Consider the following 26,667-nt stretch of genomic DNA (forward strand, 5'->3'; position numbering starts at 1 on the left):
TGTTTTGAGCAACCTGCGGCTAGCTTCCTAGTTTGCTCTTTGATTTTCATTGACTATAAAATGGTTTTAATTCTTTTTTTCAACTCTGGCACCACTTCTGTCTCAAACCAAGGATTTTTGGCCATCCAGATTTGATTTCGTGGTGAGGGATGAACTAGTGGAAAATAGTCTGGCAGATACTTCTGGTAATGTTTTACCCGTTCTGTCACCTTGCCACTGATTTTCTCCTGTAAATAGTAGGCTTGGGCATATTGTCCAATCAAGAGAGTTAACTGAATATCTGGTAGTTCTTGCAAGAGCTGTGGATGCCATTTTTCGGCAAATCCTGCTCGAGGTGGTAAATCACCTGAATTGCCATGCCCTGGAAAGTAGAAATCCATAGGCAAAACAGCAAAATAACCTGAATTGTAAAAGGTGTCCTCATCCACACCTAGCCACTCCCGCAAACGGTCGCCACTCTTGTCCTTCCAATAAAGGCCTGCTTCTTGGGTTTTAAGTCCCGGTGCCTGACCGATGATATTGATGCGAGCAGTTTTTGGCGCCGCAAAGAGAGGTTCAATTCCGCGTTCTGTATAGCTGGCATTCTGCGGATCTGCCATGATAGCCTGCTTGATTCTTTCGATTTGAGACATCTGTTCTCCCTCCAAAAAGAAGTCTAAGCATAAAATCTCAGACTTCTATCGTTTTATTTGATCAATTCATAAATAGCTTCGGCATAGATTGCTGCTGCTCGGAAGAGATCATCCAAGGCGATAAATTCATTGGCTTGGTGCATGGTGTCAATAGAGTCTGGGAACATGGCACCATAGGCAACACCTCGTTCTAGCAAGCGACCAAAGGTACCACCACCGATAACTTGTTCATGACCTTGTAGGCCTGTTTGTTTTTCATAGACATTCAACAAGGTTTGTACAAGTGGATCTTCCATTGGTACATAGTGAGGGGTATGACCGTGTTCTGACAAGCTAACAGAAGCAACTGGCAAGTTTTCAAGGATTGACTTGATTTGTTCTGGGCTTGTTCCTTTTGGATAGCGGATGTTGAGGGCAATCGTATTGTCAGCACTTGTTTCGTCAAAGCGGAAGACACCCGCATTCATAGAAAGGGCACCCATCTTTTCATCCACATGAGCAATCTTGAGATTTTCACCCTCATGGTCGTTCAAGAGAATCTTACCAGCGATGTCAAGGTAGTCTTTGGCTGGACCAGCAAAGTCAAACTGGCTAAGGAAGAGGGCTAGGTAAGTCGCACCATTGACACCTGAAGCAGGCATAGCACCATGGGCTGATTTACCAATAATAGTCACCTTATATTGACCAGCTTCTTCTTGAATTTCCCCTCTGAGTTTGTGTTCTGCAACGAAGACATCTAGTTTAGCTTGCAAGTCAGCCAAGTCACCTGAAACAACTGCTGTTGCTGATTCAGGTACCATGTTTTCACGCAATCCACCTGTGAAGCTGTGAAGACGAGCAGCGCCTGCATTTTCACCTGCAAAGTGGAGGTATTCTGTGATGTTTCCTTTTTCACCATTGATGATAGGGAATTCAGCGTCTGGAGAGAAACCGAAGTCTGGTTTCGCAAGTCCTACATGTTCAAAATAGTAGTCCATGTCTGCCCAGCCTGATTCTTCGTCTGTTCCGACGATGAAACGAACTTTCTTAGAAGTTGGAAGACCCAATTCTTTGATGATTTTCAAACCATAGTAACAAGCTGTTGTAGGACCCTTGTCGTCCGAAGCCCCACGCGCATAAAGGCGACCGTCTTTGATAGTTGGGGTGTAAGGATCTGTGTCCCAACCGCTACCAGCTGGCACCACGTCCATGTGGGCAAAGATTCCGAGAACTTCCTCTCCATCACCAAACTCAAAATGTCCTGCGTAGTTGTCAACATTTTTAGTTGGGTAGCCATCGCGGTCTGCGATTTCAAGGAATTTTTCCAAGGCTTTTACTGGCCCAGGTCCAAATGGATGCTCAGCATCTGCCTTGCTATCGTCACGTTCTGAGTTGATTTCCAAAAGGCTAAACAAGTCAGCCAAGAGGTCTTCTTTGCGTTTTTCTACTTCTGCTGTAAAATCAATTGCTGTCATTTTTTCTTCTTTCTATCTTTTCTCGATGATTTCATCTACTGGCAAGCGGTAGCTTGGTTCCAATTTTTCGTCTGTATAACCCACTGTAATCAAGAGTTCTGGGCGGAAACGGTCTTCGATGTCCAAAACTTCATTAACTTTTGATTTGTCAAATCCAAGAATCAGATTTGATCCAATTCCTTGGTCTGTCAATGCAAGAACCAAGTTCATGGCAACCAAACCTGCATTGAAGGCTAGGTAGTCACTGACCTGTTGTTCACTGTAACGGGCAAACTCAGCAGGCAAATTTTTCATAAAGTATTGGAGTTGTTCTTCTGAGAAATTGTTAGCACCACCAACTCGGGCAATCTTGCGAGCGCGTTTGGCCAAATCTGTATCTGTAAACAAGGCAATGGTTACAGGTGCTGATGATACCTGCTCAAAGTTTGAACCATAAGCCAATTTTGCTAGTTCGGCATTTTTCTCACGAACCACCACAAATTTCCAAGGCTGGCTGTTGTGGGCGCTTGGTGCCAAGGTTGCGATTTCGATAGCCGTACGCACATCTTTGGGATCAACAGGCTTATCAGTGAAATGCTTGGTCGCATGACGTTTTTTATTTAATTCAAGAAATTTCATAATCGATTTCCTTTTCTAATTCTACTGCTTCCATTCTACCATAATTTGAAAGAGCTTGCAGATATTTTCCATGATTAAGTTTTTTTATCACAACTATAAAAAATATATATTGGTTCATCAAGAAAGTTTCTGATAAACTAGCAAGTACTTTACATTTGAACGGAGACATTATGAAAAAATTTAGCCTATTACTAGCCATCCTTCCATTATTGGTTGCCTGCGGGAATCAAGCTACACCTAAAGAGACTAGTCCTCAAAAAACAATCGTCGTTGCTACAGCTGGTGATGTGCCACCATTTGACTACGAAGACAAGGGCAATCTGACAGGCTTCGATATCGAAGTTCTAAAGGCAGTGGATGAAAAGCTCAGTGACTACGAGATTCAATTCCAAAGAACTGCTTGGGAGAGCATCTTCCCAGGACTTGATTCTGGTCACTACCAAGCTGCAGCTAACAACTTGAGTTACACAAAAGAACGTGCTGAAAAATACCTCTACTCACTTCCAATTTCGAACAATCCGCTCGTCCTCGTCAGCAACAAGAAAAATCCTTTAACTTCTCTTGACCAAATCGCTGGCAAAACAACGCAAGAAGATACCGGAACTTCTAACGCTCAATTCATCAATAACTGGAATCAGAAACACCCTGACAATCCTGCTACTATCGATTTTTCTGGTGAGGATATTGGCAAACGAATCCTAGACCTTGCTAACGGTGAATTTGATTTCCTCGTTTTTGACAAGGTATCCGTTCAAAAGATTATCAAGGACCGTGGTTTGGACCTTTCTCTTGTTGATTTGCCTTCTGCTGATAGCCCCAGCAATTATATCGTTTTCTCAAGCGACCAGAAAGAGTTTAAAGAAAAATTTGATAAAGCACTCAAGGAACTCTATCAAGACGGAACCCTTGAAAAACTTAGCAATACCTATCTAGGTGGCTCTTACCTCCCAGATCAATCTCAGTTACAATAAGATATATAAAAACGATTGGGCCAGCCAATCGTTTTTAGTTTGCATTGGTTATTTTAGGAAACTTTTACAAAAAATCAAAAAAATCTTTCACATCCTCTACATACCCATGCTTTTCTATTAAGCTTGCTAATAATTCCAGATTGTGCCCCTGATAGTTATCTTCACGACGTAGTTCTTCATACATTTCGATAAAGGGAAGCCCCTTGGATTTGGCCAATTCCAACTCAGCTTCGTAATCATAAGCGACTTTACGAAATAGGATATTTACCAATTCCCCATCTTCAACCTCTATCACGGCATACTGGGCACGGTGATTTTTTAACGCTTCCCAATTAAAATAGGGCATGCCAATCGACCCTGGATTGATGATTTGTTGCCCTTGACTGCCATAACGAAGCAACTGCTTGTGAACATGACCATAGACTGCCACGTCAACTTCTTCATCTAGGAGTTGGTCAAATTTCTCTGTATCATTCTCAACTAGCAAGTCACCACCATAGTTCTTATTTGGCAAATTATGAGAGATAGAAAAGCGCAATCCGTCAATTTCTTTCTTTTCCAGCAAAGGCAAGCTTCGTAGCCAGACAATCGTTGCAGGAACCATTCGCTCCATCAAAAACTGGGTCATGCGCATTGACTGGATTTCTTTCGGATGTTCCAAACCATATTCACCATCCAAGGCCTCAAGGATACGATCATCCCAATTGCCTCGAACACTGGCTGTGATAGGGAGGTCCTTTAGCAGGGCGACTAAGTCATTTGCGCCTGGACCAGGAAGAAAAATATCTCCCAGAAGCCAGTATTCACTGACTCCTTGATTTTTAGCATCTGCAATCACTGCTTCTAGCGCCGTCGCATTGCCATGAATATCTGATAAAATTGCGATTTTATGGTTCATGATGGTCTCCTTCTGTTTGGTATTCTACACTTTCTTCCGCCACTTGAGGCAAGGTTTCTGTTTCCTGCGGGTTCAACTTCTTCTGCACAGCTTCTGCGACTGTTCTTGGCACCCCAACTTCGACAATCTCATCCACACTGGCTTCCTTGATTTTAGTTAGAGACTTGAAATGCTTCATAAGATTTTGCTTGCGTTTAGGTCCCAGCCCTTCAATTCCATCCAGTTGTGATGAAAAAGAATTTTTGGAGCGCAGTTGGCGATGGAAAGTAATAGCAAAGCGGTGGACCTCGTCTTGAATACGTTGGAGGAGGAAAAATTCCTGAGAATTGCGAGACAACTCCACCACCTCAAGCGGATCTCCAAAGAGCAATTCATGGGTTTGGTGCTTGTCATTCTTTTGCAGACCTGCAATGGGAATATCCAAGCCAAGTTCTTCTTGGATGACCTGCTTGGCGATATTGACTTGACCTTGCCCTCCATCAATGACAATCAAGTCTGGTGGAGTTAAACCTTCTCTTTGTACTCGACCATAACGTCTGCGAATGACCTCTCGCATACTAGCATAATCGTCTGGCCCAACCACAGTCTTGATTTTATACTTACGGTAATCCTTCTTACTAGGCTTTCCGTTAACAAAGACCACCATAGCCGAAACAGGACTGGTACCCATGATGTTGGAGTTATCGAAGGACTCGATGCGAACTGGAGTCGGAATTTGGAGCAAACGTCCTAGATTTTCAATAGCTCCTTGGGTCTTTTCGACAGATTTTTCTAGCAGATTGAACTTCTGCTCCAGACTAACACGGGCATTTTTTATAGCTAGATTGACCAGTTGTTTTTTCTCTCCACGTTGAGGTTTGAGAATCTTGGTATCCACCAAAGCCTTGACAGCTTCTTCATCGATATCCTGCGGAATCAATACCTCATTAGGAACTAGATGAGATTTTTCTTGATAGAATTGTCCTACATAGGTTAGAAAGTCCTCATCCGGATCATTATAATAAGGGAAAAGATTGACATCGCGCTCAATAAGCTTGCCCTGACGAACAAAGAAAACCTGTACACACATCCAGCCCTTATCCACATAGTAGCCAAAGACATCCCGATTTTGGAGATCCTTAGCCATGACCCGTTGCTTGGTTCGAAGTGTTCCAATAGCCTGAATCAGGTCACGATATTCCGCTGCACGTTCAAATTCCATAGTCTGGGCTGCCGTTGCCATCTTGCCCTTTAGGTCATCAATGATTTTGTCATCTTGCCCTTTCAGAAAATCAGAAACCTCCTGAGCCATAGACTTGAAGTAGGCCTCATCCTTCTTACAGATGGTGTGGGCCATACATTGACCGATATGGTAGTAAAAACAGACCTTAGACGGTGGATTGGTACACTTGCGAAAAGGGAAAATCCGATCCAGTAATCGCTTGATTTCATTGGCTGCCCCCACATCGGGATAAGGTCCAAAATAAAGACCGCCGTCTTTCTTGACCTGACGGGTGATAATCAAACGAGGATAGCGTTCATTAGTGATTTTGATGAAGGGATAGGACTTGTCATCCTTGAGCATGATATTGTATTTAGGCTTATTTTCCTTGATCAGATTGATTTCTAGGAGAAGTGCCTCAATATTGGACTCCGTAACGATAAATTCAAAATCTACAATTTCAGACACCAAGGCCTCTGTTTTGGTATCATGACTTCCACGGAAATAAGATCTTACGCGGTTACGCAGATTTTTAGCCTTTCCTACATAGATAATGGTGCCGTTTTTATCCTTGTGAATGTAGCAACCAGGGCTGGTCGGCAAGAGCTCTAGTTTTGATTTAATCAAGTTGTTCATAGTTCCATTATAGCAAAAAAGTAGGGAAAGATTGTTCCCTACTCACTAGTCTCATATATTTTTCGGAGGTTTGTAACATCCTCTTCCTGAATACCATAAAAGGAACCTGCAGGTTGCATCACAGACTTCTCATCTGTATGGTCCAAGCCAATCGCATGCCCCAACTCATGTTCTGCCGTATGGACAATGCGCTCATATGAATAGCCAAAGTCTGGATTGGACAGATAATAATGATTCAACCGCACTGTGACAAACAAGAATTGCCCCGTTAAGAGATTGGTCTGACTTTCTGCCTCTCCTGCCACAGGAGTACCTCCGTCATTCATCTCCGTAGCCAAGATATCCGCCTTGCTGGACTCAGTCACGATTTCAAAGTTAAAAGCACCAGTTTGATTCCAATTCTGAATTGCTTCTACATAAGCTTCTTGGAAGTGTGAATCCATCTGGGGATCCAAGTAAATACGAGCAGAAGCCTGTGGCCATCTTCCTTCAGAATGCTGGTGGCTATCTGTCTGATTCAACTTAGGCAGTTGCCCTGTTTTTTCCCATTGGTCAATACTTTGTTGACCAATCTTGACTGACCGCTCTGCTTGCTTTAGCGCTCCTTGAAAATCTCCGTTCAGATACCAGAGAAGTCCGAAAGCAAGAGCACATAAGAACACAACTATCCAAACCAGGCGCCAAAACAAACGCCAAATAAAAGAAAAGAAAGCCCCTATCAAACGAAAAAGCCAGCGCATGTCTCTCCACCTTTCTAGCAAATAAAGACTATTTTACTAAAATAAGCTGAAAGAAAGCTAAATACTGGCTTTTTCATCTTAACGTCCTACTATTTTTTTGAGTAACTGGATAGCTTTGTATTTTAAAGGCGATGGATGGTAACGGAAAGTTCCTACTTTACGTACAATATAGCCATTAAAATTTTGTTTAAAACGCAAAACACCATCACTACCATCAAAAATCCCTTGAATCCCTAGGAAGTTGTATTTAGGTATTCCACGTTTTATACTTTCCAACATAACATATTTTTGAAGCAGGGCAGGGGCGTAGAATTTATTAAACTCAGTGTAGGAACCACTAAAGAGATAAGTCGTTTCCTGAGGCATATAAACAAATAAACTCCCAGCTAAAACAATATCTTCTTCCCCATATTTTTCAATCAAGTCTCGCGCTTCTGCTTTTCGAACTTCAAACGTTTCAAATTGACTAGAATATTCTCTCAGTTGATTTTGTTTTTTCTCAGAATGAGGATTTTTACTCAAATCAAGTCGCAACTTGCCCAAGATTTCTTCTAGTTTACTTTGTTCACCTTGCAATTTGCTCATATAGTCCGAAAAATTTAAACTTGCTATGAGAAACTCCGCTTGTTCTCCAAAAACATCATAAAAGTGCTCATAATATTCTAAACTTTTATCACTATATTCTCTACGTTCAGAGGTTTCTTTTGTGATGTTCTTAAAAATCGATAGTTCTTCACGTTTTAACTTTTTCAACCGAATGCCAAAGGTTTCAGCCTTTTTCACCAAGGGTTTCCCTTTTTTGCTAAAACTTTTAAGCAAATTCTTTTCAGTTAATTCAGTCAAATCTTTATAGTATAACCAATCCGGCTCTCCACCTGGATAACCTGTCGTCAAGCCATCAAATTGATAACCTAAATCAGTTAAACCATGAATGATATTTTTTTTCTCAGCATCTATTGGATTACCTTGGCTATCAAAAGTTTGATAAGTTTCATAAGGTTTTACAAACAACTCTAATACACCATTTTGCTTGGCATATTCTTTTAACTCCGCATAAAAAACTGGAAGAGCATCTTGTTGGGTATAAATCGGCCCCGAATTGATCTCCATATGCAGACCACCCAGCATGGGCAAGCTATAAACCAGAGCTGCAACTTGAATCTCTCCTTCTTGTTTCAAAGCAAGATAAACAATTCGAGCCCCTCTTTTTTCTAGCAAATCCCCCATCTGGACAGATTGCATAAAGGAACGAGAAGAAACCTGATCAGAATAAGCCTGAAACTCTTCTTTCGTGAGTGTAATTAGTGCCATATACTTACTTTCTATGTTTTTTTCTTAATGTTTTACGGAAATCAAGAGCAAGTCTTAACAGAGGATAGAGAGGATGGGTAGGTATTGTAAATTCACCCAAGTATTCTTCAATCGTTGGATTAAATTTTTCCTTAAAATGATAAAGTCCACCATTGAGAGAGTTTTCAACACCACCTAAATTTTGCCAGACCATACCTCGCTCAAAGGCATAGCGAGCCGTTTCATACCAAGTTAAAATTGGTGCATTGTAACGTTTAAAATCATCATCCATACCAGCATATAGATTGACAGAGGTAGTACCAAATTCCAAACTCAAGGTAGCCGCTAAAGGAACTCTCGCTTGACCCGCATCCATATATTCCTGCAGGAAAGTCAATTCCTCTAACAAACGTTCTTTTTCCTTCTTCTGCGCTTCTACTTTTGAAGTGCGAGTTGACTCAGTAAAGGTCTCTTCCAAGGCTCTGTTTTTCGCTAACTGTTCTTCTAATTCTTGCGAACGTTTAGAGACATCCAAGGTTGCCAAGGTGATATAGGCCTTGTCCTTAAAATTATCTAACAACTTTTTATAATAGGCTTCATTCCTCAAATGAATCTCTTTCCGCTTCTCGGTTTTTTTCATCAAAAAGGAAAAGGACTCCAATAATTCAGTTCCACCAAATTGAATCTCTACACCCTTATTCCGTGCTGTTCGAATAGCCTGTTTTGTTGACTTGGAAAGTTTATCTTCTTCAAAATTTTCCTTGTATATTTTCGCCTGAATACGAGGTTGAATGGTGTCTCCCATTTCCTCTGTTTTTCCTGACCACCTTACTCCCATTTGTTTCAAACTATCAATAATAGCCAGATTTTCAGGATATTCTGTCTTTTCCTGATTGATTAAACTTTGAGATAGGCAAATACTTGGGTCAAAAGTCACAAAAATAGCTCTCTTGCTTCGAGCATAAGACTTAATGGACTGAATGACAAAACTCAAGAGTTCCGTATCCCCATAATCCAATATAGGTCCTCTTGGAATGTAAAACATTTTATAGCCTAGCGGAAGAGTTCTAATCAAAATACTAGCTGTCGCCAGTAATTTTTCTTCCCTGTAGACACCAAACTTCTCATGTTGCCAATCAGACTTCACTTCTTCCCAAGCACTACTTTGTAATACATTGGCTAATTCATGTTCTTTGACAAACTGATCATATTCTAATGTGGGAATGCCAATTTGATAACGGTACATTTCCTACTCTCTTTCCTCCAGTATCTTATTACTATTCTACTACTTTCGTTTGAAAAGTCTAGCGAAAACATATTTTATTTTAGTTCTCCCCCTATGCTGAAGTTCAAACTAAGTCAATCTCTCTTCTAATTTGAAATCAATCGGTAGGGTTGCTAAGAACCGTTCCAATTGTTTTTCCCAATAATACCACTCGTGAGTTCCAGCACTATGGCTATAGGTCACATCAAAACCTAGTTTTTTGAGATTTTTCACTGCTAGATTATTGGCTTCATACAAGAAATCCTGCTCGCCACACCAAGCCCACAGCTTGGTCTTTTTATCCGATTTTTTAGCCAGACTTTCAAGAGAATAGGGGCTAGCTGTCCAATCTTTAATCTCCCCAAACACACCTCTCCAATAAGCTGGTGTTCCCAGATTTTGGCTTTCAGGAGAAAACTCTTGAAAACTAAGGGCACCCGAAAAACTAGCCGCATGAGAGAAACGATTTGTTGCAAGAGCCAGTTTAAAGCAGCCGTAGCCTCCCATAGAGAGACCAGCGATAAAGGTCTTTTCACGCTTGCTAGTCATATTAGGGAAGAAGCGTTTCAGAACCTGTGGCAATTCCTCTGCTAGAGCTGTGTAATAGTCAAAACCATATTGGGTATCGGTGTACCAACCATTGCTGGTATTGGGCATGACGACGATGAGATTAGTCCCCCGAAGCAAGCGTTCTACATTGGTCCGCTTGAGCCAACTATTATGGTTGCCAGACATCCCGTGCAAGAGGTACAAGACGGGAATATCTTTACATTCTGGGTCTTCCACTCGATTGGCATCAGGGTAGAGGACATTTACTCCCCACTCCATATCTAAAACTTGTGAGTAATACTCGATTTTCATTACTGCCATAATTTTTTCCTCTATTTTCCGATAAGAAAAAGCCGACATTCGACTTTCTCTCTGTTTATTTCAACAATTATTTTGCTTCCATCACCACTGGTAAAATAGCTGGACGACGCTTAGTTTGATCAAAGAGATACTTGGTCAAATTATCACGAACCTTCCCTTTGAGATCTGCCCAGTCAAAGTCATCTCCTTGAAGATACTCTTCTACCGTTTGGTTAATCAATTCTGAACTTTCACGGAGAATATCGCGGCTCTTCTTGAGATAAACAAATCCGCGCGTGTGAACACGAGCCTTGGCTACAATTTTCTTCTCACGACGGTTAACGGTAATTGCTACGATGAAAATACCGTCCTCTGACAAGACCTTACGGTCACGAAGAACCACATTGCCAACATCACCGATGGCATTTCCGTCAATCAAGACATCGCCTGCCGAAACCGCTCCAGCTGGAACAAAGTCCCCATTCTCATAAGCCATGCTGGTTCCCTTTTTAGGGATGAAAATACGTTCTGGCAACATACCAACAGCCATAGCAGCCTTGGCATGGGCATCCAACTCACGGTATTCCCCTTGAATCGGGAAGAGATACTTAGGTTGCAAGAGATTGATCATCAACTGCAAGTCACGCGCATTTCCATGTCCTGACACACGCAAGCTTTGGGTGATCAATTTGACAACCCCGCCAGCTTGGTAAATCATGTTTTCCACACGCGCCATAACTGCTTCTTTGGCGATAGACGGAGTTGTTACGATATAAACTAGGTCACCGTCCTTGATTTCTACATAACGGTGGCGACCAATCGACATCTTACGAAGACCGTTGATAGGCTCACCCATACGACCTGTCTCAAGGATAATCAACTCATGGTCCTCAAAGCGAGACATATCTTTTGGCTTAATCAAAAGACTTTCGTTAGCTAGAGACAATTTCTTGAGGCGAATAGCAGTGCGGACGATATTTTCAATATCAAATCCTGTCAAGACGATACGACGACCTGTTGCATCCGCAGCATCAAACACCTGCTGGATACGAGAGAGGTTGCTGGCTACTGCTGCAACGATGATACGACCCTCCCAGTCTGCAATGGTTTGGGTGATTTCATCTCCAACTTCACTTTCGCTAGCCACTTGAACATTGCTATCTGCATTGGCTGAATCGCTAAGAAGAGCTAGAACTCCATCACGACCGATTTCTGCCAAACGGGCGAAGTCTGTGGCATAAGATTCACTAGCTGTCTGGTCAAATTTGAAGTCACCTGTATAAACGATGCTACCCTCAGCTGTCTTCAAGACCACACCCAGACTCTCTGGGATAGAGTGGGTCGTACGGAAGAAGGACACCACAGTCCCTCCAAAATCTATCTCCGTATCCTCATCAATGACATGGAAATCATTGAATTTCTTAACTGTGTCATTCCCTTTGACAAAGAGTTTTGCCAACTCAATGGTCAGCTCAGACCCAAATACAGGCACCTTGGCTTCAGCCAAGAGATAAGGCAGAGCACCAATGGCATCCGCATGGCCGTGGGTCAAGAAGACCCCAGCGATACGATCGCTATTTTCAAACAGGTAGTCCATATTGGGAATGACCACATCCACCCCTAGTTGTTCATTTTCAGGGTATTTCAGACCTGCATCCAAAACGAAAATAGACCCATCGATTTCAGCGATATACATATTTTTCCCGTTTTCACGTACACCACCAAGTGTTGTTAAACTGATATTACTCATTTTTCCTCCGAAAGCTTTGTTTATCTTGATTATAGGGTTACTTTCCCTCTTATTCTAAAAGCACTATTCCTTTTAGCCGAATCTTTTCCTACCATTATACCATTTTTTTGATGATTTTCAAAATGAAGATTTATTTTCAAAAAAAGAGCTGGTTTCCCAACTCTTTCCTACCTGCTATTCTTTTTCCATTAAACAAAGTATAAATTTCTAATTATCTTTTTATATTTTCTTAAATGCTCGTAAAGCCTTATTCTATGTGCTTTCGAGTATTTTTACTGTAGGAAGATACTTCACGTTTCTTTGCATATTTCCTCATGTCTTAGCTGTCAGAAGTGGTAAATAAGTAGTAAATTCATTTGTACTACTAAGCAACAAGACGCTCCTGTTGCTTCTCTTTATTCAAGCGTTTCATTTCTGCCATTGCAGAATCGAATGTTGCATGTGCGTAATAGTTCAGCGTCATGGCTATATTAGCATGTCCCATAATGTACTGTAATGCCTTTGGATTCATTCCTGCATTTGCATAGTTGGTACAGAATGTATGTCGCAAACTATGTGGAGTGATGTGTGGCAATTTATCCTCGTTATACTTATTGTATTTCTTAACAAGACCTTTCATCATGCCGTTGTAATCACTTGCCACTTTTGGATAGTTCTTTCTATTAAGAAAGAGGAAATCACTATATCCATCAATCTCAACACGCTTATCATTCTTTCGATTCGCTAACACTCGCTTAAATGCTTGATAGGCTTCTTCAACCATAGGAACTTGACGTTCGCCACTTTTGGTCTTTGGTGTTTCAATGTAGTACCCAATTTCAGTATCTCTCAATAGCTGATGGTCTATATTGACAAGACGATTCTCAAAATCTAAATCTGGAAGTGTCAAACCACCAAACTCTGAAATACGAAGACCTGTTTTTAAGAGTATCAGAATTTCATCATAATTTTTGCTGTAGGTTTTATCAGCTTTTGCAAAGGCTAACAGTTTTTCTTCCTGTTCTTCTGTTAGTACGGTCTTAGGGACAGTATCATCATCAAGAACTGCTTTCAGTTGAAAGTCAAATGGATTCTTCCGAACACAATCATCTTGTATAGCAATATAGAATGAAGCCTTTAAAGAACGTTTGTAGTTATTGATGGTTTGATAAGCATAACCATTTTCACTCATTCTAATAGCCCATTCTTTAGCGTCTGATGGCTTAATACTGTCAATACTTCTTACACCTAACTTGTCTTTCTTCAAAATATCCATAAGATATTTGCGTCCAGTTTCAGTGTTTTTTCTAACCTTTGGTCTTTGAGCGTTCTGTTTTGCGTAAAGCTGGCAGAGTGTCATTTTCTTTCCTACAACATCAATACCATCATGAATGTCTTTCTGTAACTCTGCGATTTTCTCTCTAAGTGAGATACAATCACGCTTTCCTGCTGGTACTCGGTCTGTAGCCACAAGTTTCCACGAGTAAACAAATTGCGGTTCTCCAAATGAATCTATATATTTGTATAAGTATCTTCCGTCTTTTCGTTGGCTCTCTCCAGTCTTTAAGATTCGACCTTTATTGTCACGTCTTTTTTCTGACATGGCATTTGCTCCTTTCCTTTATGGAAAGAGCCTTGATACAACTTAATACTATTTTATCATATACAAGACCCTTTGGCGACGCTAGATTGCGTCCAATGTATCTATAATTTTTTCAAATTGTTTTCGTTTAATCTGAATACGATTGCCATTCATAATCAGCCAATTTGCATTTTTATTTTCCTCTGCCAAGCGTCGTAGCTTGTTTTCGCCAATACGAAAATATTTTGACGCTTCTTCAATGGTTAGGGTATAACGTTCCCAAATAGGAATGTCAGTCTGCTTCATAAAATCCTCCTTTCCAAATCACTTATTTGGATTTCATAAAAGTTGTTTTACCAGCAATCGAACAGCTTTAGCAAAGCTCACGGGAGTTCCACCCCTGCATGGTTCTCATGTAGCCATACTCATTGCCTGCGACGGTTTTATCACGCTCGGACTATTGACTGTATGGGAGTATCATTATCACGATAAGAATGTCGTTGCAGGCAATCCTGCTAAAGATTGCTTCTCGGATCACTAACATGAATCGCTCGCTATCTTTATAAGATAGGTCATGGCGGTTAGTTCCGTTGGCTCTTTTCTTATCGAAACGTATTCGATTACTTTTATTCAGTTTTCAAAGAACAATGGCTCGTTAGCCTATCAAAACACATTGAAAGCTCAATATGCTTTGGTGGAATAACAAACCTCCCTGTTCGGGAAGCGTGGAATGGTTTAGCACGCTTCCACGAAAGGAGAGAGGATATTACTTAATTTCAAATGACAAAATCTTTGTAATCAGTCTGGTTTCCATTCTTCCACGTAAGACTTCATCAACGACCATACTTTGATTGCCATATTCATCTTTCATAAGTCGTAGGGAACGCTTCGTTATGTACCCTCTGTAATGATGTAGAATCTGGTTAATCGCTTCGGTATCGCCATCTGTTGCCTTTACAATGAGAGGAAAGGGAATCATAGGATATTGTGTTTTCATTCTTCAAATTCCTCCATAAACTTTTTAATTAAGGCTAGTCCACTGGTTCTATGCCGATAGACAGTAGAACGGTTCAATTTCAACAGGTCTGCAATTTCTGAATCGCTCATGTCCATAAAGTAAAACAGCAGTAGAATTTCACGTTTCTTGTCTGGCAACTCACGTAATGCTTCACTCAACAAATCATTTTCAACGCCTACTGATAACCCATTGAGTGTAAAAATCTGAAAGTCAGTTGAATAGTTATCTGTTGTCGCAAACTGGCTAACAAGATAATCGCCAACATCCGAAAAGGACACCTCACGCTTTGCAATCCTTGAAAGATAAAGCATATAATTCTTTCGCTCGTCTTCCATAGCACGTTTACAGATATAGTCAAACTGATTTTCTATTGTGGTCTGAAAAGAAGATGGTTTCATGTTTCTCACCCCCTTTCTGTCTAGGAAAGGAAGTGAGCCTTGCTCGTTTATCTCCTTTCACTCTTAGTCCCAATGTGAAAGGGGGATTTGTTGCATTACTGATAAATAAACTTTGTAAAAAAGTTCTGAATAGCCAAAAAAGCATATAAACAGATTTATTTCTCTGTTTACATGCTTCTGTTATTCTATCTATATGATTTATAAAACCACATTGGTGGACGTACTTATCTATTGCAGATAGACGACTTTTTTTGACAAGAACCCAATGTAAGGAAATTTATTGTATATGATGTACTTCATGGCGACGTTGACCTCCAACAAACCGCCATTTGGAAGTAATATACAATATTTTAACAGCGTAAATAGCACTACCATATAACGGTTTTTTTTATTGGCGTTTAGTAGTGCTTTTTATTAAATATAAACCTATAAACCATATAACACGTTTTTCTATACCTGTTTTTAATTCAGTAGGAACAGTAAAATGTATAGAGGTGGTCTACTATGCGTAAAAAAGAAGATAAATATGATTTTAGAGCCTTTGGTTTAGCCATTAAAGAAGCTCGATTGAAACGAGGTTTAACTCGTGAACAAGTGGGAGCATTGATTGAAATTGACCCACGGTACTTAACTAATATTGAAAATAAAGGGCAACACCCCAGCATACAAGTTCTTTATGACCTTGTATCGTTACTTCATGTTTCCGTTGATGAATTTTTCTTACCTGCTAATAACTTGGTAAAAAGCACCCGACGATTACAGATAGAGAAATACATGGATAGCTTTACAGACAAAGAACTATCCTTAATGGAATCTTTAGCCAGCGGTATCAACGAAGCAAGAAACATCGAAGACTAATTAAAAGAATCCATACATAACGGAAAGAGCCGATAAAATGAGATTGTATTAATCTCATTTTATCGGCTCTGCGTCTTTGCGTCTGGCTCTGTAATCACAGTTACTTTGAACTGCTTTATTTCAATTAAATTTTCTTGTCTGCATTTCGGACAATAGAGGGGGAATTTTTTTAATTCAGTATCTTCCCTTATCTTTAATCGTGTTTTATTTCCACATACAGGACACAATATCCACTTGTAGTTTATAATAACTATCTCCTCCTTTACACTTTAATTCAAATCTTTATTAAAAAATATTTCATCTTATTTAACAAGAAACCATATTTATATAACAACATAAAATACACTAAGTTATTTTATTGAACATATATCGTACTTTATCTATCCGACTATTTGGACGACGGGGCTGGCAAACAGGTTCACCGGTAGTAACATGGTACCCTTTTAACTCTGTTAAACAAACACTACGTCCATTTGTAAAGAAAGTTAAATCACTACGATATTCTTGAATACACCGAGCAGGGATTTCTCCACTAAGAATGACCTCATTATTTTTCAGTTGAGTATTTACGATATTTGCACAATATTTGGGAGCATCGTTATATGCCCGTGAAAGATATTCCTGTGGTGCATAAACTTTAAAACTAAGATATGGCTCTAACAATTCTGTTCCAGCTTTTCTAAAGGCTTGTTCCAATACAATAGGAGCAAGCATCCGAAAATCTGCTGGGGTACTAACAGGGCTATAGTATAAGCCATACTTAAAACAGATTTTACAGTCCGTCACATTCCAACCATACAATCCTTGTTCACAGCCATAGCGTATCCCCTCCATAACTGCATTTTGAAACGATTGATTTAAGTATCCAAGAGAAACCGAGCTCTCATACTGTACTCCGCTCCCTAATGGAAGCTGTGCTACAGATAGACCAATGGAAGCCCAGAAAGGATTCGGTGGAACTTCGATGTGAATGGTATACTCTGCTTTTTTTAACGGTCTTTCCATATAAATGACTGTAGGCTCTTTTATTTCTATCTCCACATGATACTTTTCTTGCAGCAGAGCACAAGTCACTTCCATTTGTACTTTCCCTAAGAAAGAAAGTATGATTTCATGTGTCGCAGAATCCACATAATATCGCAGAAGCGGGTCACTGTCGGAGATTTCTAAAAGTGCATCAAGTAACATTTCCCTTTGTTGAGGTTTGCTCGGTTCAACAGTCGTTTGCAGCAGAGGGAGGGGATTTTCAATTCTCTCTCTCTGTGGCAATAGCTTTGTATCTCCAAGAACACTATTTAACTTCAAAAACTCATTCTGCAAAATAACAATTTCCCCGGAATAAGCCTTATCGATTTTACATAATTCACCATTTATTGAAGTATACATTTCTGTAATTTTTATTTTTTCCTTTTCCGATATTCTAACCGAATCTCGCAAATGCAGTACGCCACTATAAAGACGTATATATGCAAGACGCTGTCTTTTTTCCGAATACTCAATTTTGAAAACTTTTCCGCAAAGTTCAGACTGACCTCGATGTGTTGATGAATAAAATTTATTCGTAATCACTTCTATAAGGTTATCAATCCCTATGTTGCTTTTTGCACTTCCGTGATAAACAGGGAACAGGGAACAATTCTGAAATCTTATGCTTTCCTCTTGTTCGAGTTCCAATGCTTCTAATGATTTACCGGACATATATTTCTCTAAAAGGTCATCGTTTCCCTCTATTACCGTATCCCATTGTTCAGATTCGGTAAAGTTCGTCACACACATATTAGGATACAGTTCTACCTTCTGTTTGATTACAATTTCGGCAGAAAGTTTCTCTTTAATATCCTGATAAACCGTTGATAAATCAATTCCATTTTGGTCAATCTTATTGATAAAAAAGATTGTGGGAATCCCCATTTTCCTAAGTGCATGAAATAATATACGAGTTTGTGCTTGTACGCCATCTTTTGCAGAAATCAGTAGAATTGCCCCATCTAAAACTGATAATGAACGATATACTTCTGCTAAGAAATCCATATGTCCTGGCGTGTCTATGATGTTCACCTTCGTATTTTCCCACTGAAAAGAGGTTATTCCTGTCTGAATTGTAATTCCTCTCTGACGTTCTAAAAGCGTATTATCCGTCCTCGTTGTACCTTTGTCCACGCTTCCTAATTCTGTAATCGCTCCACTGTTATATAATAAGCTTTCTGTTAAGGTAGTTTTTCCTGCATCAACATGAGCTAAAACTCCAATATTAATAATTTTCATGTGATTTTCCTCCATTCAAAAGCCCAAAAGGGCATAAAAATCCCAGTGATAAATACTCTTATCACTGGGATTTTTATGCATAACCATAGGCATACAAAGCATACAGATATTCTCCGGATACTTTAGAATCACATGATAAAGGTATTCTTAAACTGGGTACAAAAAACTAAGCCCTCCTAAAAAAGGACATCCAATTATTTGTTCCCACTATCAAATTGACAGTTTATTTAAGAATACCTTGCCGCATATTTATTAACTCCTTTTAAATAGATACTTAAATAATAGCACGTAAGAGCATATTTGTCAAGGAATCTCCAATTTTTTATCAAAGAGAGTACGTGATTACAAAATAGCTGTAATAATGTACCAATATTTGTTATTCTATAATCTTCCAATTACTCCCGTTCTTTTCAAGTACCAAATCAAATTGAGATACCTGCGTTGCTTTGGTCTGCTGGTCGATATACTCCACTGTCAGCGATACCGTGACTTGATTATCCTTACGATTGTGAATAGGATTTACCAGTTCTTGAAAGATGTACTCTTTTCCGATTGGTTTTAATATCCCGTCATTCACATAGTAGGAAAGTTCACTGGCTGTCGCTGTAGGATAGAGCTTGAAGAACGTCGTTAAAAACTCATTGATTTCATTGGTTGTAATGGAATCAACCGTCCCCTCACTTTCAATGGCTTTTGGTTTATAACTTGATTTCTTAGGTATGTTGGTAATGGTCGGATTCTTAACCAGTACCATATTTCCAGAACCATCTACATAGACACTCACTATATAAGCAGAGTGGACGGTCTTTGTATTTTCTCCCTCTGTAATGAGCTGGTCTACACTGTAGGTTACATTAAACTCATTGTCGCCAGTTGGCTCTACCGTCCATATCTGAAATCCTCTTACAGAAGACGATACAGGAATATCTTTGCGTACTGTATCAACATTGAGAGCTTGAAGTTCATCTGTCAGATAGCCTTTTAGACTTTCCATTCGATTATCAATGGACTTATCGGATTGCTCCCATGAATAGTAGACTTTCGCAAAGTTCTCTACAAAATTTTCTACATGATGAGTATCAACGTATTCCTTTTCTATGATAGTTGTTTCGTGAATAGTATGAGTATCTATAGCTGTAAAGTGCTTGAATATCGCAAAGCTGAAACTAAGCCCTAAAAGTACCCACAAGGCAATCACAACCTTTTTATGAGGATTGACCTTATAGTAGACACGAGGTTTCTTTTCCTTTGGTATCTGTTTTTCTTTATTCTGATTTTTTCTAAATTTCATCATTAAATCTTCCTTTCTCATTGTTTGATTCGTCCTGCTCCCACTAAATGCTGTTGCCAGTAGGGGCTTGTTAAGTCGGCATAACCGATTGGGTCGCCTGCATGAAACATACGGTTATTGCCAAGGTATATCCCAACATGAGTAATATAAGATCCAGCGTTATAGGTAGAATGAAAGAAAACCAAATCGCCAGCTTGTGCTTCCGATAGTGGGATATGCTGGGTCACATCATATTGCTGTTGTGCGGTTCGTGGTAAGTTAATTCCAGCTTTTCCATACGTCCATTGTGTCAGTCCGCTACAATCAAAAGAAGTAGTCGGGGAAGCTCCACCGTAAACGTATCGCCAGCCCTCATATTTCAGTGCTTCGTCCATGATGGCTTGTACCGTATCATCATCAAACTCTGTTGTGACAAGATACTGCGTTACCAGTTGCACATAAAACATATTGCCATAGTTGTATCGCCAGCCCCCATTGATAGGTATGGCTATGGGATTGGGGTAAGACACTTTTTCGCCACCTGAATACTCTTTTGAGAAACTTTGAGCCAGTTCAAAGGTATATTTATTTCCACGATTAGCCACATACCCTAAGAAACCACCACCATAATTGTAGGACTGGATAACCGATTCTAAATCTACACTGAGCCTTTCGCTACTGGCTAATAATTCACTGAAATACTTCACACCTTGCTTAATGGATTCTTCTGTACTCAATGAATTAGGTGGAAGACCGAGGGATTCCGAGGACTGCATAACATCTTCCGCAGTACCGCCCGATTCCACCTGTATAATCGCAAGAAGTATGTTGACATATTCTTCAACGCCATATTCTTTGGCATATTTTTCTACCATAGGCTTATGAGCCAGCACTTCTGCGGAAACATTCACACCTCCATAATGAATATTGGAAATTCCGCTGTCCTGTTCATCTGAAAATAAAATGGCAACAAACAGAAGCAGTGAGAAGACCATCAAGAATAATCCAGAACCACCAATCACTAAAGTTTTCAACTTCATGGTTTCTTACCGACTTTCTTAATGGTGGCGGTTTTGATTGGTGGTCTACTTCTTGTATTTTGTAGTGGTACTCTTTGAACAGTAGACGGACGTTCTTTTGTGATTGGACGTTGTGAAGTTCTATCTGCTGTAGTGGTTGAAGTTGCTGGCTTTTGAACGGTTTTTTCTTGAACGGTATTGCCTTGGCGTTCCACTTTTGGACTTGAAAAATCGGACTTAACTGCTGGACGCTCTTGTTTGGCTTGTTGAGATTCCTTATATGAAGTCTGAATATTAGACTGTTTTGAGGTCTGTTCATCATGATATTGTTCTTGTCTTGTAGTCGGTCTTTCATGAACAGAAGAAGCAGGCTGTTTTTTCTGTTTGACCTGTTCCATTTCAGAGCGACGCTTCGCAATGGTTTTTCGCCTTTGTTCCTGCTGTTCCTTGCGTCCACTGGCTCTGTCCGCTTTGGTTTGAGAAATACTACTGGTTAAATCACGGACATTCTCTTTTACTTTGGATTTTCCTTGATATACTGCATATCTTGCATTGGTCGGCAAATCTTTAACCTGTTCTTTCAAACCACTAGCAGTGTCTACCATTCTGTCTTTGGTATCAGCTACTGTACCGATGGTTTGACCGATACGTTTTCCAAGTGTTGATTTTTCCTTTCCGTCTGGTCGGGAGTGATCTGCTTGTGTCCTTGCAGAACTCCCCGAACCCGACTGTCCTTTTTTACCTGTAACAATGGCAGACCCAGCCCCTAGAGTAGTCATGGAACGTCCAAGTTTCCGCTGTAGACGGTGCATGTGAGCGTGCATAAGCATACGAGGTTTTCTCATCACACGACTTCCCACACTTTGAGAATCGTTACTCTGTAGAGAAAACATACTCATTAAATCGCCCAGCTTGAAGTAGATTCCTGCAAAGGTCACAATCTGTAGAAAAGCAATCAAAAAGAACGGATAACCAGCCGATAAGGTATAGAGCATGGTTGAAATACTAAATGCTGTCGTAATAATCAATGTGATTCCAGCTCGTGTCAAAATGGTATTAAAGAGCTTTGTTATGGCTCGTTTTGACATACCATCAAATGATGGAATCATGCTTAAAATAAAGCTCACAGGCAGAAACATAGCATAGATGATAAAAAGTACCTGCGAGAAAATCATGATTCCTGTTAATAGGAATACAAATATGGAAATCCCAATATTGAAGACAAATAGGAAGAAGACTGTACCTAAACGGTTAATGGTCTTTGTAATGGTTAGATTGGTATTGCTTCTGTCTTCAATTTCTTCCGCAACAATTTTTTCTCTGTCTTCGCCATTGTTGGAATCTGGGCTGGTGGAGAGCAGGCTTTCCACACGGTCAATACCGATACTTTCAATGTCTGAACTGTTGTATTGAAGCAGTAGCCACGGTTGCTGAACCTGTATGGAAAACAGGCTATCTCTGATTAAGTCCACGCTGTCCTTGCCTTGACTATCGGAATGGGGCATGACAATCTTCGTGCCAAGTGATAAACTGGCATTACTGATGTCTGATGAAAAGTCATTGATTTTTTTAATGTAGTCGGGAGCGTAGGCAATAAAGGAAGCCGATAGGATAAACACCAGCACAAAATTCATAATGGCATGAATTGCCTTTGTGGTTTCTCTCTTTATCAGTCCCGTATAGGCAACATAAACCCCAAGAACCAAAATCAAGAGTAAGAGGAATCCAACATAGAAACCCTCTGTTGAAAATCCGTTTGCACTCACACCAGCTAAGGTCTGCATATTCTTACCAATGGAATCTGCTGTAGCGGAAATGAAGTCTAAGGAATAGGCTTCCTGTACTAAGTAACCTGTCGCATTGGAAACATACAAACTGATTGTCCAAATAAAATTGGTAATGGCATATAGTCCATACATGACCTGTTTTCCAATCCCGTCCGACCAGTTCCACGGAAGCCAGCCCCAGCTATTATCCACATAAAAATCCAGTTGATAGTTTTCAAGTGGGTATCGGCTGTATTCATTTGCCACATTGACCGTATCATCTACCAAGCCCGCAGCTTGAACCACCGTTCCCAGCATGGCTAAAAGAAAAATGGCAATCACAAGTGTGAAAGCCACTGTCATTGCCACTTTACCTAGACGTTTCAGCGTCCAGTTTGATTTTATTCTGTTTACTATTGATGGTTTCACATTTACACCTCTTTTCGCACAGGTGGTCTGGTATCAAAGGCATGGAGCAGTTCTTCAAATACAGGGTGGAACTGTATCACACCGACACGACCATATAAATCACTGATAAGGCATTGCCCGTTTTCCAAATCACGCAATCGCTTCTGATTGTTTTCGTCCTCTGGGTCTACACCAAAAAAGGCTAAGGTCTTTTTAATCTCGTTAAGGTCAGTGGAACGAAATGCAAATTTTAAGCCGAGGTTATTTTTCAGTTTTTCATCTAAGAGGTCGTCTGTATTTTGGGTCACGAAATATACCCCAGCGTTCATAGCACGACCAGCCCGAACCAGCTTCATAGATAGTGTTTTTCCTTGTGCTACCTGTAAAAAGCTCCATGCTTCGTCTAAATCTACAATCTTGAAAATGCTTCGGTCTGTATGGATAAAGTCTAAAGCAAAGGTACTAATGACAATCAGCATAGCAACGGATAAAAGCTCCATAGTGGTATATTCCTCAAAGGAAGTTTCCTTGTCGGGAAGTACCAAGTCCGCAACCTGTATAATGTTCAGTTGTTTTTCTAAGCTGATAGACTGCTCCACATAACCATTACTGAATAATAAATGTGCAAAGTCATAGTCTGTAAAACTTTCGATATGGTCGGCTATACTGGTACTTAGTGGCGTATTCTCAACCCGTAATTCCTCAATCACTTTCATCAACCCTCGTACTTCACTATTGGTTACTGCACGAATGGCTTTTCTAAGGATTGGGAAGCGTTCCCCATCACGAGAGGAAATCCCCGTAAGGAATGTCAGAATATCAATAGCCAGTGATTCAGAATCTTTGGGATTTTTCATAATCACATAAGGGTCAAGTAAGCCTTTGTTTTTCTCATCAGAAGTCAGAGTGACGATATTGATTTCATGGGAAATCTCTGGCAAGGTTTCTTTCCATCTGCCACGTTCTGCTTTTGGGTCTACAATCACTGCTTGTGCCCCATAAAGCACCGCATAATAGACGATAAGGTTATTCGCAAAGGATTTACCACCACCCAGCGAACCAACAAAAGCCGACGCTAACGCATTGGTTACTGAACCCTTAACCCCTTGACTGGCAAGAGCAGGTTTCAGATAGACATTGCGTCCAGTATCTAAGCTGTAGCCAACATAAATCCCCTCATTTTCCCCCAGCATTTGAGTAGCACCAAAACCTAAACCAGCGAGGAAATCAGAGGTCACGTATTGAATATAATCATTCATATAACGCTTGCTGGCAGGTAAAAATTCTTCATGTAAGCCGAGCATATCCCCAAATGGTCGTACCAGTTTTACGCTTAAATCGTCATAAAAATCTTTCACTTCATTACAACGACGTTTGAGTTCGTCAAGATCATTTGCTGATACCCTTACCACATAAGACAGCTTGTACATAGATTCCTTGCTTTGGTCTAAATTGGTTTCCAGCTCATTCACACTTTCCAGAGCTTCCGCCACATTGGAGCTGGTTTCATTATCACTTTGCCAAGCGTGGTTATCCAAGTCTTTCAGTTCTTTCTTTTTATTGCGGACAGTAGATAGGGCTTTACGATTCGCTACAATTTCCACATTCATTGACGTATCAATCGGGAATGTAAATTGCTGTTGCTGGTAGTAGAAGATTTCAGAGGACAGGAAGTCCAGTTCTCCGACAATGCTGTTAATGGTAAAGTAAGCTACATAGACGGTTTCATCTTCCTGCTGGATTTTCAAATATCGCTGTTTTTCTTCCACCAAACAGCGAGTAGGCTTAATCAAGTCATAGTATTTAATCAGCGTTTCATTATCCAGCTTTTTCTTTGATAGATGGTACTCATACTCTTCATAGGCAGTGCCTGTCTGTCCGTAAAGGTGTTCAATCAGATAGCCGAAGTCGTCCTTATCTAACCTGCGGATTTTGAAACGACGAGAGATTTTATTTTCTAAGAGCTTTTCCATCTTCTGAAAACGCAGGATTTCATCATTACTCATACTAACAAAATCGCCCATCAGCTTATGGTTCACATCATAGACAAAATCAGACAAAGCATTTTTTGCTTCAACGGTAAGACTTTTCATAGAAAACTCCTGATCGTTGAGAAGCAACTTAAAGCCGATAAAGAAACGGTAGTTCACTTGATTTTCGCCAATCATGGATATTAAAGCGTCTGTCTGTTGGTCGATTTTGTCATAGGCAACCGCTTTGAGCTTGCCAGTGACTTCATTTTTGGAACGCTCTTGTGCAGAACGTATGCTGGATTCTGTACTGATTTGTAAAGCATGAATTTTGCCATCACGATTTTGTGCGATAAGCTGTCTGAAAGAATCATGCACTTGTATTTTCTGTTCTGGACTTAGAAATGAGTAATTGTAAGGAACAAGCTCATAGTAAGCATAACATTCCCCGTCTTTATTCCAGACGAGATTGTTTTCAATGTATTTAATTGGATATGCCATAAAATTCACTCCTAACTGCTGTAATGGCTTCTTGTGGCTGGTTTCTGCCAAGCGTTACTTTTTTTCCTGCATAGGTCAGCTTTGGTCGCAGTGCATAAGCAATGACAGACTTCAAAAATCCATAAGGCTTTTTACCATCAAAAGTTTTTGTAGACATAAACCATGTGAAAGCCACAGGAATCCCAAAGTATTTGAGAAATGCTCCCTCTATCATGGAAAGAGGGGGCAAGTTGCCAAGTATCATCACTGCAAAGAGTGACACGACAAACCATGTCATTTGCGTAAAGGTTATGGGAAACGGAAGTCTAAAATCATTGATAGAATACAGTACCTTTTCCACAGACCAGATACTGGTATAGCTTCGTATTTTCTTCATGTAATCAATCCTTTCATAAAAAATAGGGGTAGCTGATTGAGCCACCCCGTAAAATAGAAAATCTGCCAGTAGTAATGTACCGACAGATTTAATAGACGATTTCAAAAATCCCATGATTGGTTGAGATAAACGTTCCTGAAAGGTCTAAATCCCGACCATAGGCTTGATAATCAATATAGTTTTGAAGACTAGCTGGTACTTCGCCTAAAGCACCCGTTTCTTCAATGTAGTAGCGTGCCACGTCATACATATCATCACAATCGGAATGAATGATAATATCCTCTTGATGTTCGCTTAGTTCTTCAATGCTTGAAAAATGAGTGAGCAGAGCAGATAGCTCCGATTGTAATTCTTCGGGTAATTCCGATACCATTTCCCATAGTCGATTGAGTTCGCCAATGGAAGTGTATTCGTCAACCGTAAAGGGTAACTCGTAGTCATGAATGGCGTATTCCTCATATTCATCATTCAAGCCGATTTTCTCTTTGACTTCCTCAAAGTCAATGGGAAAGGTAAACCACGCACCGACCAATTCGCCCTCATTGTATTTGCCTAAATTCGCAATATAGACTTGCATATCGTCCATATATTCACGTCCTTTCTTTGTAGAGATTCAAAAATCCCTACCGCACTTCGTTTGGTGTACCATTCCTTTGCGGAACATAAGAAAACCACTTATATTCCACAAAAGAACGGTTTTATTTAAGCACCAATAATGCGATTGAATAGCTCTAGTAAAATGTCTTTTACTCCAGCAGCGTTGAAGACTAAGCCAACCGCAATAATCGCAATAATTAAAAAGCCAATCAGTTTGCTAAACTCACGCTTGAAGCCAAGATACAAGCCAATCACAACGATTGCTAAAAGCACCAGTGATTGAGCGTTTGATAGAAACCAGTTATAAAGGTTTTGTCCAAAATTCATAAAAATGTTCTCCTCTCTATATTCAATGAA

General features: G+C 40.1%; 25 protein-coding genes and 1 pseudogene. 2 read left to right on the forward strand and 24 right to left on the reverse strand.

Features of this window, described 5'->3' with window-relative positions; all coding sequences use genetic code 11:
- Positions 1-53: 53 nt before the first annotated feature.
- From WKI42_RS01585 to WKI42_RS01595, 3 genes are read right to left on the reverse strand one after another with little or no spacing between them, the layout of a single operon-like run.
- A complete protein-coding gene (locus WKI42_RS01585; protein WP_368081005.1) occupies positions 54-632 on the reverse strand; it encodes a uracil-DNA glycosylase family protein in 579 nt (192 codons plus the stop codon).
- 53 nt (positions 633-685) lie between these two features.
- Positions 686-2,086 (reverse strand): dipeptidase PepV, encoded by a 1,401-nt coding sequence (pepV, locus tag WKI42_RS01590; RefSeq protein WP_368081006.1) that lies wholly within the window; start codon positions 2,084-2,086, stop codon positions 686-688.
- A 12-nt stretch (positions 2,087-2,098) separates the two neighbouring features.
- Positions 2,099-2,704, reverse strand: coding sequence for a nitroreductase family protein (locus WKI42_RS01595; protein WP_368081007.1), 606 nt, complete (start codon positions 2,702-2,704; stop codon positions 2,099-2,101).
- A 170-nt stretch (positions 2,705-2,874) separates the two neighbouring features.
- On the opposite strand from WKI42_RS01595, the gene WKI42_RS01600 reads away from it, so the two are divergent.
- Positions 2,875-3,675, forward strand: coding sequence for an amino acid ABC transporter substrate-binding protein (locus tag WKI42_RS01600; protein ID WP_368081008.1), 801 nt, complete (start codon positions 2,875-2,877; stop codon positions 3,673-3,675).
- Positions 3,676-3,739: 64 nt separating this feature from the next.
- Here WKI42_RS01600 and WKI42_RS01605 read toward each other — a convergent pair whose 3' ends face one another.
- From WKI42_RS01605 to WKI42_RS01660, 11 genes are all read right to left on the reverse strand, one after another.
- On the reverse strand, positions 3,740-4,573 hold the full coding sequence (locus WKI42_RS01605) for a metallophosphoesterase family protein (RefSeq protein ID WP_101514739.1): 834 nt from the start codon (positions 4,571-4,573) through the stop codon (positions 3,740-3,742).
- Complete coding sequence (gene uvrC / locus WKI42_RS01610) at positions 4,563-6,410, reverse strand: excinuclease ABC subunit UvrC (protein ID WP_101514740.1); 1,848 nt, start codon at positions 6,408-6,410, stop codon at positions 4,563-4,565. The genes WKI42_RS01605 and uvrC overlap by 11 nt, the downstream gene beginning before the upstream one ends.
- A gap of 38 nt (positions 6,411-6,448) precedes the next feature.
- Positions 6,449-7,150, reverse strand: a complete 702-nt coding sequence (locus WKI42_RS01615) for a M57 family metalloprotease (protein ID WP_172928802.1) — start codon at positions 7,148-7,150, stop codon at positions 6,449-6,451.
- A gap of 78 nt (positions 7,151-7,228) precedes the next feature.
- Positions 7,229-8,461, reverse strand: coding sequence for a peptidoglycan bridge formation alanyltransferase MurN (gene murN, locus WKI42_RS01620; RefSeq protein WP_368081009.1), 1,233 nt, complete (start codon positions 8,459-8,461; stop codon positions 7,229-7,231).
- A 4-nt stretch (positions 8,462-8,465) separates the two neighbouring features.
- Positions 8,466-9,686 (reverse strand): peptidoglycan bridge formation alanyltransferase MurM, encoded by a 1,221-nt coding sequence (gene murM, locus WKI42_RS01625; RefSeq protein WP_368081010.1) that lies wholly within the window; start codon positions 9,684-9,686, stop codon positions 8,466-8,468.
- A gap of 108 nt (positions 9,687-9,794) precedes the next feature.
- The gene (locus WKI42_RS01630; protein WP_368081011.1) at positions 9,795-10,574 is read right to left on the reverse strand and encodes an alpha/beta hydrolase family protein; all 780 of its coding nucleotides are present in this window, start codon (positions 10,572-10,574) and stop codon (positions 9,795-9,797) included.
- 67 nt (positions 10,575-10,641) lie between these two features.
- Positions 10,642-12,303, reverse strand: a complete 1,662-nt coding sequence (locus WKI42_RS01635; protein ID WP_368081012.1) for a ribonuclease J — start codon at positions 12,301-12,303, stop codon at positions 10,642-10,644.
- A 364-nt stretch (positions 12,304-12,667) separates the two neighbouring features.
- Positions 12,668-13,885 (reverse strand): tyrosine-type recombinase/integrase, encoded by a 1,218-nt coding sequence (locus WKI42_RS01640; RefSeq protein ID WP_001291561.1) that lies wholly within the window; start codon positions 13,883-13,885, stop codon positions 12,668-12,670.
- Positions 13,886-13,966: 81 nt separating this feature from the next.
- A complete protein-coding gene (locus WKI42_RS01645) occupies positions 13,967-14,170 on the reverse strand; it encodes an excisionase (protein ID WP_000814511.1) in 204 nt (67 codons plus the stop codon).
- 460 nt (positions 14,171-14,630) lie between these two features.
- Positions 14,631-14,861, reverse strand: a complete 231-nt coding sequence (locus WKI42_RS01655; RefSeq protein WP_000857133.1) for a helix-turn-helix domain-containing protein — start codon at positions 14,859-14,861, stop codon at positions 14,631-14,633.
- The gene (locus WKI42_RS01660; protein WP_000804885.1) at positions 14,858-15,280 is read right to left on the reverse strand and encodes a sigma-70 family RNA polymerase sigma factor; all 423 of its coding nucleotides are present in this window, start codon (positions 15,278-15,280) and stop codon (positions 14,858-14,860) included. Before WKI42_RS01660 ends, WKI42_RS01655 begins: the two co-directional genes overlap by 4 nt.
- Before the next feature lie 504 nt (positions 15,281-15,784).
- On the opposite strand from WKI42_RS01660, the gene WKI42_RS01665 reads away from it, so the two are divergent.
- Complete coding sequence (locus WKI42_RS01665) at positions 15,785-16,138, forward strand: helix-turn-helix transcriptional regulator (protein ID WP_001227347.1); 354 nt, start codon at positions 15,785-15,787, stop codon at positions 16,136-16,138.
- Positions 16,139-16,197: 59 nt separating this feature from the next.
- On the opposite strand, the gene WKI42_RS01670 is transcribed toward WKI42_RS01665, so the two are convergent.
- The 10 genes and pseudogenes from WKI42_RS01670 to WKI42_RS01715 form a co-directional block, all read right to left on the reverse strand.
- Positions 16,198-16,383, reverse strand: a complete 186-nt coding sequence (locus tag WKI42_RS01670) for a cysteine-rich KTR domain-containing protein (RefSeq protein WP_011058338.1) — start codon at positions 16,381-16,383, stop codon at positions 16,198-16,200.
- A 100-nt stretch (positions 16,384-16,483) separates the two neighbouring features.
- Positions 16,484-18,403: a tetracycline resistance ribosomal protection protein Tet(M) gene (tet(M), locus tag WKI42_RS01675; RefSeq protein WP_368081013.1), complete on the reverse strand. Its 1,920-nt coding sequence runs from the start codon at positions 18,401-18,403 to the stop codon at positions 16,484-16,486.
- A gap of 15 nt (positions 18,404-18,418) precedes the next feature.
- A pseudogene (locus WKI42_RS11035) lies at positions 18,419-18,466 on the reverse strand (hypothetical protein); the annotation flags it as partial.
- A gap of 313 nt (positions 18,467-18,779) precedes the next feature.
- Positions 18,780-19,715 (reverse strand): conjugal transfer protein, encoded by a 936-nt coding sequence (locus tag WKI42_RS01685; RefSeq protein ID WP_001224320.1) that lies wholly within the window; start codon positions 19,713-19,715, stop codon positions 18,780-18,782.
- Positions 19,712-20,713 (reverse strand): bifunctional lytic transglycosylase/C40 family peptidase, encoded by a 1,002-nt coding sequence (locus WKI42_RS01690; RefSeq protein ID WP_000769868.1) that lies wholly within the window; start codon positions 20,711-20,713, stop codon positions 19,712-19,714. The genes WKI42_RS01685 and WKI42_RS01690 overlap by 4 nt, the downstream gene beginning before the upstream one ends.
- Complete coding sequence (locus WKI42_RS01695) at positions 20,710-22,887, reverse strand: CD3337/EF1877 family mobilome membrane protein (protein WP_000804748.1); 2,178 nt, start codon at positions 22,885-22,887, stop codon at positions 20,710-20,712. The genes WKI42_RS01690 and WKI42_RS01695 overlap by 4 nt, the downstream gene beginning before the upstream one ends.
- A gap of 2 nt (positions 22,888-22,889) precedes the next feature.
- Entirely contained in the window at positions 22,890-25,337 is a 2,448-nt protein-coding gene (locus WKI42_RS01700) for an ATP-binding protein (RefSeq protein ID WP_254734097.1), read from the reverse strand.
- A complete protein-coding gene (locus tag WKI42_RS01705) occupies positions 25,321-25,713 on the reverse strand; it encodes a conjugal transfer protein (protein WP_000723888.1) in 393 nt (130 codons plus the stop codon). The genes WKI42_RS01700 and WKI42_RS01705 overlap by 17 nt, the downstream gene beginning before the upstream one ends.
- 88 nt (positions 25,714-25,801) lie before the next feature.
- The gene (locus tag WKI42_RS01710; protein ID WP_000342539.1) at positions 25,802-26,299 is read right to left on the reverse strand and encodes an antirestriction protein ArdA; all 498 of its coding nucleotides are present in this window, start codon (positions 26,297-26,299) and stop codon (positions 25,802-25,804) included.
- Between the two features lie 116 nt (positions 26,300-26,415).
- Positions 26,416-26,637 carry a hypothetical protein gene (locus WKI42_RS01715; RefSeq protein ID WP_001009056.1) on the reverse strand — a complete coding sequence of 74 codons (222 nt, stop codon included), beginning with the start codon at positions 26,635-26,637 and terminating at the stop codon, positions 26,416-26,418.
- Between the last annotated feature and the right edge of the window lie 30 nt (positions 26,638-26,667).

Origin of the sequence: Streptococcus pseudopneumoniae (assembly GCF_038148935.1) — a bacterium.
Classification (GTDB): Bacteria; Bacillota; Bacilli; order Lactobacillales; family Streptococcaceae; genus Streptococcus; species Streptococcus pseudopneumoniae_U.

What these genes read in the sequence shown, in the direction of transcription:
- uvrC (WP_101514740.1), bottom strand. Translation starts at nt 6,410, where the DNA reads ATGAACAACTTGATTAAATCAAAACTAGAGCTCTTGCCGACCAGCCCT.
- WKI42_RS01685 (WP_001224320.1), bottom strand. Translation starts at nt 19,715, where the DNA reads ATGAGAAAGGAAGATTTAATGATGAAATTTAGAAAAAATCAGAATAAA.
- WKI42_RS01700 (WP_254734097.1), bottom strand. Translation starts at nt 25,337, where the DNA reads ATGGCATATCCAATTAAATACATTGAAAACAATCTCGTCTGGAATAAA.
- WKI42_RS01715 (WP_001009056.1), bottom strand. Translation starts at nt 26,637, where the DNA reads ATGAATTTTGGACAAAACCTTTATAACTGGTTTCTATCAAACGCTCAA.
- murM (WP_368081010.1), bottom strand. Translation starts at nt 9,686, where the DNA reads ATGTACCGTTATCAAATTGGCATTCCCACATTAGAATATGATCAGTTT.
- WKI42_RS01655 (WP_000857133.1), bottom strand. Translation starts at nt 14,861, where the DNA reads ATGAAAACACAATATCCTATGATTCCCTTTCCTCTCATTGTAAAGGCA.
- WKI42_RS01595 (WP_368081007.1), bottom strand. Translation starts at nt 2,704, where the DNA reads ATGAAATTTCTTGAATTAAATAAAAAACGTCATGCGACCAAGCATTTC.
- WKI42_RS01600 (WP_368081008.1), top strand. Translation starts at nt 2,875, where the DNA reads ATGAAAAAATTTAGCCTATTACTAGCCATCCTTCCATTATTGGTTGCC.
- murN (WP_368081009.1), bottom strand. Translation starts at nt 8,461, where the DNA reads ATGGCACTAATTACACTCACGAAAGAAGAGTTTCAGGCTTATTCTGAT.
- WKI42_RS01640 (WP_001291561.1), bottom strand. Translation starts at nt 13,885, where the DNA reads ATGTCAGAAAAAAGACGTGACAATAAAGGTCGAATCTTAAAGACTGGA.
- WKI42_RS01615 (WP_172928802.1), bottom strand. Translation starts at nt 7,150, where the DNA reads ATGCGCTGGCTTTTTCGTTTGATAGGGGCTTTCTTTTCTTTTATTTGG.
- pepV (WP_368081006.1), bottom strand. Translation starts at nt 2,086, where the DNA reads ATGACAGCAATTGATTTTACAGCAGAAGTAGAAAAACGCAAAGAAGAC.
- WKI42_RS01705 (WP_000723888.1), bottom strand. Translation starts at nt 25,713, where the DNA reads ATGAAGAAAATACGAAGCTATACCAGTATCTGGTCTGTGGAAAAGGTA.
- WKI42_RS01665 (WP_001227347.1), top strand. Translation starts at nt 15,785, where the DNA reads ATGCGTAAAAAAGAAGATAAATATGATTTTAGAGCCTTTGGTTTAGCC.
- WKI42_RS01635 (WP_368081012.1), bottom strand. Translation starts at nt 12,303, where the DNA reads ATGAGTAATATCAGTTTAACAACACTTGGTGGTGTACGTGAAAACGGG.
- WKI42_RS01585 (WP_368081005.1), bottom strand. Translation starts at nt 632, where the DNA reads ATGTCTCAAATCGAAAGAATCAAGCAGGCTATCATGGCAGATCCGCAG.
- WKI42_RS01690 (WP_000769868.1), bottom strand. Translation starts at nt 20,713, where the DNA reads ATGAAGTTGAAAACTTTAGTGATTGGTGGTTCTGGATTATTCTTGATG.
- WKI42_RS01605 (WP_101514739.1), bottom strand. Translation starts at nt 4,573, where the DNA reads ATGAACCATAAAATCGCAATTTTATCAGATATTCATGGCAATGCGACG.
- WKI42_RS01710 (WP_000342539.1), bottom strand. Translation starts at nt 26,299, where the DNA reads ATGGACGATATGCAAGTCTATATTGCGAATTTAGGCAAATACAATGAG.
- WKI42_RS01630 (WP_368081011.1), bottom strand. Translation starts at nt 10,574, where the DNA reads ATGGCAGTAATGAAAATCGAGTATTACTCACAAGTTTTAGATATGGAG.
- WKI42_RS01660 (WP_000804885.1), bottom strand. Translation starts at nt 15,280, where the DNA reads ATGAAACCATCTTCTTTTCAGACCACAATAGAAAATCAGTTTGACTAT.
- WKI42_RS01645 (WP_000814511.1), bottom strand. Translation starts at nt 14,170, where the DNA reads ATGAAGCAGACTGACATTCCTATTTGGGAACGTTATACCCTAACCATT.